This window comes from Chryseobacterium sp. TQ-BC-N36, from assembly GCF_058382295.1.
In genome coordinates, this window is the sequence record NZ_CM178175.1 from 1,680,221 (window position 1) to 1,693,754 (window position 13,534).

A 13,534-nucleotide genomic window follows, 5' to 3' on the forward strand; every position below is an offset into this window, starting at 1 on the left:
ATTGCAACCTTTGTAAGTCATAAATACCAGCTGATGTTATTATAAGGCTTATGTCAAATAAAAATTTCGTATATTTGTTATTACATTATTTCATTCAAAAGACAGGAAAATGAAAACCAAAACAAAGAAATCACAGGATTTACGTCAGCAGATCATGAAATCAGCTGTTGCTTCTTTTAAGATTGAAGGAATAAAAATTTCTGCTCATATTGCTAGTGATTCGCTCAAAAAAGTTGAGGCGAAGCTGAGAAAATCATCCTAATAATTTCCGTCATAGGGTGGTAGTTTTTTAGTGATGCTTTTTGAACTGCTAATATATATTGCTCAAATACCTCTCCTTTTATTTTATCAAATTCTAACATTTCATAGCCTGCTTTTCTAACCATGAGGTTTGCAAGTATGCGTGCGGTTCTCCCATTCCCCTCACGAAAGGGATGAATAAATAATAATTCTGCATGTACGGTTGCAACATCTTCTATTAACATTTCTTTATCTGAGTATGTGATGGGTAGCTGCATGAGTATTTCATCTTCAAATTCTTTCATTGATTGCGGAAGATGTAATGCGGATGAGAACATAAAACCTCCTTTTGAAAGGTTTACATTGCGATATTTTCCTGCAAAAGTATATAAGTGAGCCAATGCTAACTTATGTATTTTTAAAATATATTTGGTATTAAATTTAGTTTTAGCTGTAAGGCTTTCTGTAAGCAAAATTTCGGCTTCCAAAAATCCTTCAAATTCTGAAATGGCTATTTCTTCAGGTTTTATTAGCCCCAACTTATTGGGTAATGTTTCAGCTTGGCTTCCTGGAATATCATATTTCATAAACATGGTTTTATAATAGCTAATTTACAGAATATTATAAACCACTTTTTCTGGAAAAATAATTAATTTAATAATATAAAGGTCGGTAAGTGCTTTTTTCATTTTCATCAATCATTTTCAATTTATAGTCTTTACCTTCCTCAATCCAAATATCTGGCAAAATCGAAATTATATCAATTTATTTTTCAGCTATTGGAGAACCCACATCTGATGGTCCTAATTTAACTTTATCTTTTTTTAAACTGAAACATATTTCTGATCTATTGACGTTCGAAGAAAATATAAAATTATGATTTCCCATTATTTTTTTGTTTGTTACATAATTAAATTTGAATTATTTATTGCGTAAATTTAAACACTTTACTATTTTTTCAACACTAATAAAAACTTTACATAATGACACCATTGTTTAATAAGGTCACTGACCTGATTGAGTTGCGTTTGTAGCCAGTGATTCAAGCGTATGGGATGGAATGTAAATAAGAAAAATTGATGCAGACATCTTTATAGTATTAACTCAGAGATTAGATACAAAGACCACAGATCTGTGGTCTTTGTAATTTCTCAGTTAAGCTAAAAAATCTAACTTCAATAATTTATATGAGAAATATTAATTAGGTACTACTTTAGTTGTTTTCCAAGTGTTTATTTCAAACAATATAGCTGCATCACCGGAATTATTCCAGACATAGCTATCTAAGCCCCAAAAAAGAAAATATCGAGTATTCTTTCCTTCATTTATGCTTTCAGTAGATTCCTTTCCTTTTTTGGTATACAAAATGACTTCATCACCGGATTTAACCGGCTTTGGTCCAAACCAGTGAACGTGTCTTACTTTATTAGAAATTTTTTCACCTACATAGGTTGTATCAGTAATGACATAGCGATCAAGATTACAGTTTTCTGTTACTTCTAGCCAGACCCTTTCACTATCATGAGTTCCAAAATCGATTACTTTTTTGATCTTAAGTTTCATAATTTATTGATTATTGTGTTATATTAAAAAATTGATCGTTAAATGTGTTTAACCCAATTCATTTAAATAATTATGGATGAATGTTATTGGCAAACAGTTTTTAGCCTATGAATTTCCTTTGTTCCTTCTATAGGAAATGAAAACCAGTATCTATCGTTTAGCCCCCCGCAGGTAATATCGACCATATTGGCTATGAAATATGAAAATGATAGATTTATCAGTTCATAGAAATTATAAAAGTCACCCTGACAGCCAACTCCCACCGCTAGGCGATTACGGTCCTCATACCTCCATTTACGGATAAAATAATTACTGCCCAAAAAGATATGATTTACGATATGCCGAGATTTTCTTAATGAATCTTCAATACGTTGAGAATCTATATTTCCAGAAAATTCAAAGGCAAAAATACCTGCAAATATCCTTTACTCCCTTTCATTGAATTCTTCAATAAAATCTGCGATCGAATTGTCAAACTGGTTGATAACCTGTTCGAAAGAACTTGCAGTGATCCTGGATTTAACTTCCAAGATTCCTCTCACATTGGAGGTGGTTGTTATAATAAAATCCCCTTCTGAAAACAGAATAGGCTTTGTATTATCGTAAATTATAACATCAAGCTGTGAGGAAAGTATATTTTCATGATCACTTTGCCCTGTAGCTTTCAAAATAAACCCTGTACCGACCGATAGGTTTGAAGGAAGAAATTTTCTGATTACGTTTTTAAGAACAGCTTCCTTAAAACGTCCCTCTTCTCCCCAATGGGCACTTCCAATCAAATTTCTGACCCTATTTTTTATAATGTCCAACTCTTGGGTAATGGACTCTTGGAAAAGTCTTGTATTTCCTGGCATCTTGGTAAAAGTTTAAATGGCAATAATTTTTAATTTAATATTTTAAATCCTTATTCAGTTCAATCTTATATATCTAACTGAAGAAACTAGAAAAAAAGCAGATAAGTACACCTATCTGCTGGATAGGAATATTATTCAGCTACTAAACAAAGAACGTTTAATAGAAATGATGCATGACTTCATTATATATGATCGTGGCATCAAAAAACTTTGTCGTCCAAACCAGTATTTCGGCATCAAATCTGCACAGGATTTTATCGAAAGAAAAGAAGGTGGTATTATCTGGCATACACAAGGTAGCGGTAAAAGCTTAACAATGGTATGGCTGACCAAATGGATAAGAGAATATAATCCTAATGCCCGAGTTATTAATATTACAGACCGTGAGGAATTGGATGAACAAATAGAAAAGGTATACAATGGTGTTCAGGAAAACATATACAGGACAAAAAGTGGTAAAGACCTATTACAGACGTTAAACAAGACCTCTCCTTGGCTAATCTGCTCCCTTATCCATAAATTCGGAGGAAAAGAAGAAACCGATGACAATGATATTGCAGCTTATGTAGCAGATTTAAAAAACAATATTCCGAGTGATTACCAGCCCAAAGGAGATATCTATGTATTTGTAGATGAATGTCACAGAACACAATCCGGCAAGCTTCATGATGCAATGAAGTATTTTATACCAGATGCTTTGTTTATTGGTTTTACCGGTACACCACTACTTAAAACAGATAAGCAAACCAGCTTGGAAGTTTTTGGTCGTTATATCCATAGCTATAAGTTTGACGAAGCAGTATCGGATAAAGTAGTTCTAGATTTACGATACGAAGCCAGGGATATAGATCAAAAAATAGGTTCTCCTGATAGAATAGATGAATGGTTTGAACTAAAAACCAAAGGATTAACAGAAGTTGCACAGGCTGAACTAAAACAACGCTGGGGAACCATCAAGAAAATCTACAGCAGCAAATCTCGTTTAGAGAAAATTGTGATGGATATTATGCTTGACATGGAAGGTAAAGAACGATTGCAGAATGGTAGAGGAAATGCTATATTGGTTTCAGACAGTATATACAATGCCTGTCGTTATTATGAGCTTTTCCAACAGGCAGGATTGAAAAACTCTGCTATCATTACATCATTTGTGCCCAATCACAACGATATTAAAGGAGAAGACAGCGGAGAAGGATATACAGAGAAGTTACAACGATACGAAATCTATCGAAAAATGCTGGCGAATTATTTCAACGAAGATCCAGATGATGCCATTAAAAAAGTAGATCAGTTTGAAACCGAAGCCAAAAACAAGTTCATAAATGAACCTGCTCAAATGAAGTTACTTATAGTAGTCAATAAATTGCTGACAGGTTTCGATGCTCCTCCCGCTACATTTTTATACATAGATAAGAAACTGAGAGATCACGGATTATTTCAGGCGGTATGTGGAGTAAACCGTTTAGATGGTGATGATAAAGACTATGGATATATAATCGATTATATGGATTTGTTCAAAAGTCTGGAAAAAGCATTTAACGATTATACTTCCGAAGCATTTAGTGGTTATGAAAAGTCAGATATTGACGGTTTATTGAAAAATCGCTTGCAAAAAGGCAAAGAGCGTTTAGATGAAGCGTTGGAAACCATAAAGGCATTGATTGAGCCTGTAGAACCGCCAAAAGGAGCTATAGAATACATTCGCTACTTCTGCGGAGAAAATACTGAAAATCCGGATGAGTTAAAGGATACCGAACCAAAGAGAACGGCTTTGTACAAGCATACCATCACTCTTTTAAGAGCATACGCTAATATTGCGGATAAAATGAAAGAAGCTGGATACACAGAGAAAGAAACAGCAGAAATAAAAGCGGATTGCAGACATTTTGAAAACCTGAGAAAAGAAGTTCAGATTGCAAGCGGAGATTACATCGACTTAAAACAATACGAACCTGCAATGCGTCATTTGATAGACAGTTATATCGATGCCGAAGCAAGCAGGACTTTAGCCAATTTTGATGATTTAAATTTAGAAGAGCTTTTGGTTACTAAAGGTAAAAGTGCCATTGACAATTTACCTGACAATATCAAAAATGATCCGGACACAATGGCTGAAACCATCGAAAACAACTTAAGAAAAGTAATCATTGAAGAAAGTCCGACCAATCCAATGTATTATGACAAAATGAGTGTATTATTGGATGAGCTCATAAAAAGAAGAAAAGAACAATCATTGGAATATGAAAAATACTTACAACAGATCTTACAACTTTCTTCTAAAGTCAGAAAACCAAGCACTAATACAGAATACCCTAAAGAGATAATTTCACAGGCACAACGTGCCCTATATGATAATGTTGGTAAGAACGAGGAACTGGCTCTGGCTTTAGATAATTGTATCATCAACACTAAAAAAGACGGATGGAGGGATAATATAATCAAAGCTAAATCGGTACGAATTGCGATAACTGATGTATTAAAACAATATGATATTACTGAAGAAACAGAAATTCATAGGATTTTTGATTTGGTTAAAAACCAATGGGAATATTAATGATGATACAACAGTTAGAAATAGGAGCAATTTGCATTGATGTCATTAAAAAAGACATTAAAAATATCCATTTGGCAGTATATCCACCGACAGGAAGAGTGCGGATTGCGGCACCATTAAATACGGATGAAGAAGCAATAAGGCTATTTGCCATTTCAAAATTAAGTTGGATCAAAAGACATCAAAGAAACTTTGAAAACCAGGAACGTATTCCGACAAGAGAATACAGGCAACGAGAAAACCATTATTTTCAAGGCAAACGATATTTGCTGAATGTTATTGATTTTGAAGGTGTCCCAAAAGTGCTTATTCACTCCAAAAAACACATTGACTTGTATATAAGTCCAAATGTTACTGTTGAGAAGAAGCATGACGTTATTGCAAACTGGTATAGAAAAGAATTGAAAAAATTAATACCAGGCATTATCTCCAAATGGGAAAAGATATTAAACGTTGAAGTAAACAGTTGGCAAATAAAGCAGATGAAAACTAAAATGGGGCTCCTGTAATATCGAAAAAAAGAAAGTGTGGGTAAATCTTGAACTTGCTAAAAAACCTGTAAGCTGTTTAGAATACATCATAGTTCATGAAATGATACATCTATTAGAAAGACATCATAATGAACGTTTTTTATATTACATGGATACATTTCTACCTAGCTGGAAGCAAATAAAAGAGGAGCTAAATAATTTGCCAGTAAGTCACGGAAATTGGACATATTAATTAGCTACTTAATCCTTCTTAAAGGAACTCCAAATGTGGCAGAGCAAAACTGACGGTAAATTTAGACCTTACTGTTTAGTGGCAATCTACTATCTAACAAAATAACTAGCTTATTAATAGGCTTAAATATAAAAGAGGATCGTTTGACCCTCTTTTATATTTTACTTAAGTGTATTTTGATTTGCGGATTAATTGCAATCTTCAAAGTACCCGGTTTCCCAAGCTCTCATCCATAATATTCTGTATGTTACATTAACCCAACGTTTTCCCATACCATTGCAAGGCTGGGGATGTTTTTCACGTCCCCAGAATTTCCCCATTGTGACCATTGGCGGATCCTCTTCATTGATGCCTGAAGGCTCCCCCTCTACAATATCAAGAATGTTGAAATCCAAATTTCCACGATCTTTAAAAATCGAAAATCTGTTCATGAGCTGTGGCTGATATTCTCCAGCTGCCATCATCTGGTAAATGCCATCATCAGTCATAAAATCTTTTTTTGCACTCAGCAAATAAAATCCATCGTCAGAAATTTTAAAAACAGTATTGGCAATCTGAATCAGGCCAGCATGATTAAAAGTAAATTTTTCTGGATTGTCATTCATATTATAGTCTGTACTATTCAAAGGCTGGAAATTATACTGATTGAATAGATCAAGCACTTCATCTGGTCCGTGGCTTGTAATGTAATCAATGTAAGTTTCAACCTCATTTTCATTCTGAAATATCAGATAACCTCTTTCATCGACGTTTAAATCAATATGATTTGTTTTTGCAGCGGTCTTTCCGGTGGTTAACGGTTCTGACAATGAATCTGAATTTTTCAAAATTTCCTGTTCACAAGATGTGATAATGACACAGCACATTAATGTTGTAACTAGTTTAAATAAACTTTTCATAATATTAGCTTTTTTGATTAAATATGTTTAAAAATAGTAAATATTTTTTCACTAACCAAAGAATAAATAACATAATCACTTAATTTTCTTTAACTTAAACCACTATTTATAAAGAAAAAGTTTACCATCAATCTTTCACAGAGACTATTTTTATCCTGATTTCTGTTTGCAACATTCACTTAGCGGTTAAGTACTCCCATCTATAATTACAGCTACACTTCCTATTTGGCACAACATAACAAAGAAGGAAATTGTTAACTATTCTCCATCTATTGCGGATAGAGTTGCAAGAAATACCGCAAACTTTACTGTAGAGGAAATTGCTATTGAAATTGCTGAATTAATAAAAGGCAGCTATTAATATTCTGATAAAATAAAGATTTAACCTTTGATATTGAATAGTATTACGAATGCCGAAAATATTAATTCAATTCCTAAAATATTGAATTCAAGTAAGATTCTTTTGACATTAGAAGAAGCCTTGAAGAGATATTTTCAATTGGATTATGATGCGAACATGGAATTGTAATCTCTTTATTTATTCTAAAAATGATCTTAGATAATCTTAGGGTAGCAGCAAAGATTGATCAATGTTCGTTTTAACTAAAGATTTTAAAAATCTTCATAACGAAATTTATAGCAACATGTGGAAGCAGCATTATGATGAGAAGATTGAAAAAAGCGTAGAGCAGATGATCTCTTTTTAATATTATATTACACAAAATAGTGATTGCAAGGAGTATACTTAAATTAATATCTTTATATAAAACTAAATAACATGAAAAAAATACTTTTTAGCTATAAACTTTAGGCGCAAATAACACCTTTCCTTTTCGACACTCAACCAAATTCCTATTTGGGATATAAGTACTTTAAGCTGACATAGTTAGATCATTTCAATTAATTCAAATCCTTTTTTTATGATAAAAATAGAAAAACAAGTTAACAAACTGAACTCTAAACTTCTTGCCGCAAGTGGGAACAAATATGACCTCAGAAACATTCCGAAAATTTTAAACTCAGTTGAAAATGGCTGGGGGTTTTCAGATATAAAACATAATCTTGATTTGGATAATCCATTAATTTATAATTCCTTTATTAATGATGAAGAGCGTATAACATTAAAAAATCTTCTGGATTTGGTATCCAGTAATCAAAAAGCACTTGAAGAAGTGGAAAGATTGTTGACCAGAAATATCCTGTATATAGGTTCCGAATGCGACAACTTAGGAAGAATTGATATTGAAAATGAATTTTCTGATCTAGAGAAAGTGCTTAGTAGCAAATACCTGATGCTGGAGCGTGTAGAAACTCCAGACATTTCCAGTTTTATAGATAAATGGGACTTGGTAAAACCAGAAATTATTTATATTTCATGTCATGGAACCAAATATGGATTATATCTCAAGGATAAAGCAGGGAGATGTGAGGAGTATCTGAACACGGAATTTGTCAAGTTTTTTAATAAAAGGAGTGAATATACTGAGTGTGTGGTTCTCAGTGCATGTGAATCTTTGACATTGGGAGAATCAATAACAGAAGCGGGCAAAAATGTTGTATGTGTCAATTCAAAAGTTGATATAGCCACTGCAACACAGTATACAGAATACTTCTTCAGATATATTAATGATCATTCATTGGAAAATAGTGACATTTATGAAAAAGCCCATGAAACAAGTATGGAAAAAATAAATTTTGAAGGACTGAAAGATAGTTTTTCATTCAAATTTCTAAAAACAGCTAGAATAACTTAAAATCTTATACCATGAATTACCAAAAAGAATTTTCAGAGAGAGTTAATTTGGGGCATCTGACTGATAATCCGTTAGAAAGAGCATCCGAAAAAGCAAAGAACATACTGAACGGAGATTTTTGCATAGATGTTCACACTCATTTGTTTGATATAAAATGTATTAATAAATCTTATTTTATAATCAGGATGCTAAAAGATTTAATAGGATTGAAATCAGGATTAGAAACCTATTCGGACCTATCTATTGAACAGGCATATAGCGAGATTCAGGATAACGATGAGAACTGGGAAGATGAGCTTAAAGAAAAACTCCAAGAAAATCCCGCTTTAATGCAAACACAAACTACAAAGGGGATTATTGATATTTATAAAGCCAGAAAATTTCTGGGATTTAAAACAATGGAAGAAGTTTATGACTATTACCTCGAGAACTTTTCTTTATCAAAAATAATTGATAATAAAAAAGTAATTGTTACAGCTCTGATGATGGATTTGGAAATGGGTTGGGGTGTAAAACTTAAAAAGAGTTTATATGAACAAGTAGCTGAGCTTAAGTTACTTTCAGAAAAACATCCGGTTTTACCATTTTTTGTATGTGACCCCAGACGTGCCGATCTGGAATCTGATAAAGAAAATCTCTATTCCTTGTTTAATCTTGCTTTCTCCCAACACCGTCCTTTCTTCGGGATAAAAATCTATCCTGCATTAGGATATGACCCTTGTGATTACAGGCTATGGCCTATTTATGAAATTTGTGAAAAATACAAAATTCCTGTGCTTTCACATTGTGGAGGGGAATCCATTACAACAGATATAGTAAATGATTTAACAATATATGAAGGTGACAAAAAGGTTTTACACACAAAAATGAACAGAAAGGAAGTCGGCTATTCATTAAACGATCCCAAAAGATGGTCTTTTGTATTGGAAAAATTTCCAAAATTAAAACTGAACATTGCACATTTCGGAGGATATGAAACATGGAGTAAGCCTTCTAAAGTTATCTATAATGGACAGACTAGAAAGGAAACTATTTTTGACTTTATGCAGAATTATGAAAATGTTTATGCAGATTTTTCTTATAACCTGATTGAAACGAACCTTTCTAAAAACTTAAGAGAAGTACTTGGTACAGATCAGATAATTAGAGAACGTACACTTTTCGGAACCGACTATTGGGTGGTCAGTAAAGAAGGGGATTTGTTAAAAGAACAAAGAGAATTCTTAACCATTATTGATGATAATTTTTCGGGATTGAAATTAAGTGAGCTCTTGACGATTGATAATCCTAAAAAATATTTGTTTGGATAAACCTAAATGATATAAAAAACTATATAACCATGGAATCAAAAAACAGTCATGATTGGTCGTCGGAAAATCCACAGTCTGCGACTAAATCTTTTATCGATTATATTGATAAGGAATACTACAATTCATATTTAGATGAATCAGAAAAGTATGAAAAAGTCAATAATCATTTCTTTATTTGGATTACAGCTACAGGATTTTTAACAACTATTTTACTTGGAGTAAAAGAGATGGTTTCAATAGCTTTTGATTTGGCAATTGTATTTAAAGTTTTGACTTTTATTCTTCCGTTGGTCTCTTCTTTTCTACTGATTTATTCGAGTCAAAAAGGATATAAGAAAAAAGAAGAATTAAGAGAGCAAGCCAGAATTGAGTGTAAATATTTGATTAATGAAGCTAAATTAAAATTCTCCCATGCGAAAAGCGACACTGATTATGAGACAATCTATAGATGGCTAAATCAGGAAATCAGACAAATCCAGTTAAATCAGGCCGACGGATATTTAACCGCGCATAACAAAAGTAGCTGATGGCGAATTGTACCTTGGCATTGACAAAGCATTGACAACTTTGGACATTTCTGATCTTACAGCAGCTGTGGAAAAATAATTTTTTAGCAACACAAGATGATAATTGATTATCGGGTGGTAACTACTCTTAAACTAATTGCTATTCATCGGAAAATTTCAATGTTATTTTTAACAATTATTAGTAACTTTTGTTGACGATTGTCTCGAATTCATGCCACCGTCATTAGCTAAACTCTAAATAGTATAATCTAGAAATTTCCTATTTTGCTACAACTAATGAGCGATTTAATTGGGTTTAAGGTTATTAAAGTTATTTACCTATGTATTCGTTGATGACCTGGCTACATGAATACCAATTAGTTATTGATAACACTGGCTCTGCCATTTTTCGTACTTCACTAAATAGAGATTTAGTTACACAAAAAACGTTCTAAACACAAAATTGCTTGATATAGAAATAAATTCGCTATTCGGTGGCTTCAAGACATTCGTATCTACATAGAATCATTATAGTCTTTAACATGCATCTTATAGCATTTTAATATACTCATTAAATCCTACCACATAACGACGAACATTGACTTCCAGATTTTCAATAAATCTGTACCTTAGCCCTATTCCTGTTCCTAAATTAAAGGTTAGCAACTAATTGTTAATACTGGTAATCAACTGTTAAGCACTCCAACATATCTTTGTTAGCACCATATTGAAATCTATCGCAAGTCAAACAATCTTCTTATAAAAAATTCGTGCGTTAAATTGTCTATTATCTTTTTAAAACCTATTATAACTCTTTGACTGAAAAAATAAACATAACTCTACGTTATAAAACCTGCGTAACTATATAGCGGTATATTGATTTTGAAATAGGTGTTTAGATCTATTTTGAAGTCAACATTGTATAAAAGTTAGTCACCCAGTTCTAGTTGATTCTTAACCAAACCATAATACTCACGCTTAAAAGATACAAGATCTCCATGATGACCTTGCTCCACTACTTCCCCGTTTTTCAAAACAACAATCTGATCCGCATTTTTAACCGTGGAAAGACGATGTGCTATAATCACAACGGTTTTTCCACTAAAAAATTTCTGCAAATTATCATGAATAACCTTCTCATTATTTGCATCTAAGGCCGAGGTAGCTTCATCAAAAAATATAAAATGTGGATCTTTATACACAGCTCTTGCGATTAACAAACGTTGCTTTTGCCCTCCAGAAATACCATTTCCTGCTGCACCTATTTTCGTGTTGATCCCTAATGGTAATCCTTCAATAAAAGCTCCGATATTAGCTACTTGAATCGCATGCTCTAATTGAGCTATATCTACATGTTCATGTCCTGTGGTAATATTTTTTTCAATAGTATCCGAAAATATGTAACCATCCTGCATAACTACTCCTGAGTTTTTCCTTATACTCTTTGGTGATAACGAAAGTATATTATTTTCATTAAAATGTATGTCTCCAGCAACAGGGTCGTAGAATCTTAACAGCAATTTTAAAAGAGTACTTTTCCCGCTTCCACTTGCACCAACTATGGCAGTAACTTTTCCTTCAGGTATTTCAATATTCACATTTTTAAGTACAAATGGAGATTTGGGGCCTTCATATTGAAAAGAGACATCATTTAATTTGATTCCAGCTGGTCTAAGATCATTTTGGTCGCGATCTTTGACATTCAGGGGCCTTAGGTACTCCTGTTCCTCCGCCTGATGGTTTTGCACTTCATTAAGCCTGACTATACTCAGCTTTGCATCCTGCAATGATTTAAAAAAGATTATTAACTGGTTAATCGGACTATTCATCTGACCGATGATGTAAGACACACTTAATAATGCGCCTAAAGTCATGTGTTCGGAAACTACAAATGATGCAGCCAAAAAAGTTACTATAATATTCTTTAATTGATTGATAAACTCAAAGCCAGAGTATTGTATCTGGTCTATCTTTAAGATACGACTATTGATCTTAAACAGTTTTAGCTGAATCGATTCCCATTGTTTACGTTTTGCTTCTTCAAATTGATTTAGTTTTAGTTCAGTTACTCCATTTATAATCTCATAAATAGCTTCCTGATTTTCACTCTTTTGTCGAAAAAGAAAGTAATCCAGTATTTTTCTTTTATTAAGCCAAAACAAAGACCACATGACCGCTACCGCAGTAAGAAATATATATACTATTAAAATACGATAGTCGTAGTACCATAATATGCCGAAAAAAACTGAAAAAGTAACTATTGAGAAGAGTGTAAGCAAACTTTGCGATGTTAGAAATTTCTCAATCCTGTCATGGTCTTGAATACGTTGATTAAAATCACCCATTATTTTAGTTTCAAAAAAACTAACAGGCAATTCTAGCAGTTTTCTGAAAAAATCTGATATAATTTGAATGTTAATTTTCGTACCCACAGTCAGCATAACCCAATCGCGAAATACACCAAAGATAATATTACCAATGAACAATGATAATTGAGCTAATAGAACGTAAACGATGAAGTTCATATCCTTTGCATTTACTCCCCTGTCAATAAGTTTCTGAGTCAGGATAGGAAAGAATAAAGTAGTTACCGTTCCTAAAAATAGAAATAAAAACATGAGCAGCATTTGACGTCTGTGCGGTCTCAGATAGCGGAGAAGATATTTGAGGCTTAGATTTTGCTCCTCAGGAACTTTATACTCATGAAATTTTTCTGTAGGCTCCAGAAAGAGAGCTATACCACAGTATTCATCCGAAAGCCAGGATTTTTTGAAATTTTCTTCGTTTAATGATAACAAACCGTGGCCCGGATCAGCAACTTTAAAGCTGAGTTGTCCCGATCTTTTCCGTTTGATTTTATGCAGCACTACAAAGTGATTTTGGTCCCAATGTAGTATACAGGGCAACATATTGCCATCTAAATCCTCTATACCGAGGCTAGAAGCAAAACATTCAAACCCGATTTTTTCAGCAGCTTCTTTAATACCCAATAATGAAACCCCATCTCTCGTTATAAAGCTTCTGTCTCGAAGATATTGTAAACCGAACTCCTTGCCATAAAATGCAGATATCATTGCCAGACAAGCAGGCCCGCAGTCCATCTGATCATGTTGTGCTATAAATTTCATTTC

General features: G+C 33.1%; 11 protein-coding genes. 6 read left to right on the forward strand and 5 right to left on the reverse strand.

Annotated elements, in window-relative coordinates:
- Positions 1–224: 224 nt before the first annotated feature.
- The 3 genes from AC3FI7_RS07585 to AC3FI7_RS07595 all read right to left on the reverse strand — a co-directional run bounded on the left by AC3FI7_RS07585 (position 225) and on the right by AC3FI7_RS07595 (position 2,657).
- Positions 225–827: a Fic/DOC family protein gene (locus AC3FI7_RS07585; RefSeq protein ID WP_343658863.1), complete on the reverse strand. Its 603-nt coding sequence runs from the start codon at positions 825–827 to the stop codon at positions 225–227.
- 610 nt (positions 828–1,437) lie between these two features.
- Positions 1,438–1,803 (reverse strand): lamin tail domain-containing protein, encoded by a 366-nt coding sequence (locus AC3FI7_RS07590; RefSeq protein ID WP_343658864.1) that lies wholly within the window; start codon positions 1,801–1,803, stop codon positions 1,438–1,440.
- 425 nt (positions 1,804–2,228) lie between these two features.
- Positions 2,229–2,657 carry a DUF6602 domain-containing protein gene (locus AC3FI7_RS07595; RefSeq protein ID WP_343658865.1) on the reverse strand — a complete coding sequence of 143 codons (429 nt, stop codon included), beginning with the start codon at positions 2,655–2,657 and terminating at the stop codon, positions 2,229–2,231.
- Positions 2,658–2,790: 133 nt separating this feature from the next.
- Here AC3FI7_RS07595 and AC3FI7_RS07600 point away from each other — a divergent pair, with 133 nt between their 5' ends.
- From AC3FI7_RS07600 to AC3FI7_RS07610, 3 genes are read left to right on the forward strand one after another with little or no spacing between them, the layout of a single operon-like run.
- Entirely contained in the window at positions 2,791–5,211 is a 2,421-nt protein-coding gene (locus AC3FI7_RS07600; protein ID WP_491462088.1) for a type I restriction endonuclease subunit R, read from the forward strand.
- Positions 5,211–5,720 (forward strand): M48 family metallopeptidase, encoded by a 510-nt coding sequence (locus AC3FI7_RS07605; RefSeq protein WP_491461757.1) that lies wholly within the window; start codon positions 5,211–5,213, stop codon positions 5,718–5,720. Before AC3FI7_RS07600 ends, AC3FI7_RS07605 begins: the two co-directional genes overlap by 1 nt.
- Positions 5,721–5,736: 16 nt before the next feature.
- Positions 5,737–5,934: a YgjP-like metallopeptidase domain-containing protein gene (locus tag AC3FI7_RS07610; RefSeq protein ID WP_343658867.1), complete on the forward strand. Its 198-nt coding sequence runs from the start codon at positions 5,737–5,739 to the stop codon at positions 5,932–5,934.
- 188 nt (positions 5,935–6,122) lie between these two features.
- Here the strand turns inward: AC3FI7_RS07610 and AC3FI7_RS07615 are convergent, their stop codons facing one another.
- Entirely contained in the window at positions 6,123–6,743 is a 621-nt protein-coding gene (locus tag AC3FI7_RS07615) for a hypothetical protein (RefSeq protein ID WP_491461758.1), read from the reverse strand.
- A gap of 1,010 nt (positions 6,744–7,753) precedes the next feature.
- Here AC3FI7_RS07615 and AC3FI7_RS07620 point away from each other — a divergent pair.
- The 3 genes from AC3FI7_RS07620 to AC3FI7_RS07630 are packed head-to-tail and all read left to right on the forward strand — an operon-like array spanning position 7,754 to position 10,424.
- Entirely contained in the window at positions 7,754–8,587 is an 834-nt protein-coding gene (locus AC3FI7_RS07620; protein ID WP_343658869.1) for a M14 family metallopeptidase, read from the forward strand.
- An 11-nt stretch (positions 8,588–8,598) separates the two neighbouring features.
- Entirely contained in the window at positions 8,599–9,897 is a 1,299-nt protein-coding gene (locus AC3FI7_RS07625) for an amidohydrolase family protein (RefSeq protein WP_343658870.1), read from the forward strand.
- 29 nt (positions 9,898–9,926) lie between these two features.
- Complete coding sequence (locus tag AC3FI7_RS07630) at positions 9,927–10,424, forward strand: hypothetical protein (protein ID WP_343658871.1); 498 nt, start codon at positions 9,927–9,929, stop codon at positions 10,422–10,424.
- A 908-nt stretch (positions 10,425–11,332) separates the two neighbouring features.
- Here AC3FI7_RS07630 and AC3FI7_RS07635 read toward each other — a convergent pair.
- Positions 11,333–13,531 (reverse strand): peptidase domain-containing ABC transporter, encoded by a 2,199-nt coding sequence (locus AC3FI7_RS07635; protein WP_142724493.1) that lies wholly within the window; start codon positions 13,529–13,531, stop codon positions 11,333–11,335.
- Positions 13,532–13,534: the final 3 nt, after the last annotated feature.

What these genes read in the sequence shown, in the direction of transcription:
- AC3FI7_RS07585 (WP_343658863.1), bottom strand. Translation starts at nt 827, where the DNA reads ATGAAATATGATATTCCAGGAAGCCAAGCTGAAACATTACCCAATAAG.
- AC3FI7_RS07630 (WP_343658871.1), top strand. Translation starts at nt 9,927, where the DNA reads ATGGAATCAAAAAACAGTCATGATTGGTCGTCGGAAAATCCACAGTCT.
- AC3FI7_RS07625 (WP_343658870.1), top strand. Translation starts at nt 8,599, where the DNA reads ATGAATTACCAAAAAGAATTTTCAGAGAGAGTTAATTTGGGGCATCTG.
- AC3FI7_RS07595 (WP_343658865.1), bottom strand. Translation starts at nt 2,657, where the DNA reads ATGCCAGGAAATACAAGACTTTTCCAAGAGTCCATTACCCAAGAGTTG.
- AC3FI7_RS07620 (WP_343658869.1), top strand. Translation starts at nt 7,754, where the DNA reads ATGATAAAAATAGAAAAACAAGTTAACAAACTGAACTCTAAACTTCTT.
- AC3FI7_RS07605 (WP_491461757.1), top strand. Translation starts at nt 5,211, where the DNA reads ATGATGATACAACAGTTAGAAATAGGAGCAATTTGCATTGATGTCATT.
- AC3FI7_RS07635 (WP_142724493.1), bottom strand. Translation starts at nt 13,531, where the DNA reads ATGAAATTTATAGCACAACATGATCAGATGGACTGCGGGCCTGCTTGT.
- AC3FI7_RS07590 (WP_343658864.1), bottom strand. Translation starts at nt 1,803, where the DNA reads ATGAAACTTAAGATCAAAAAAGTAATCGATTTTGGAACTCATGATAGT.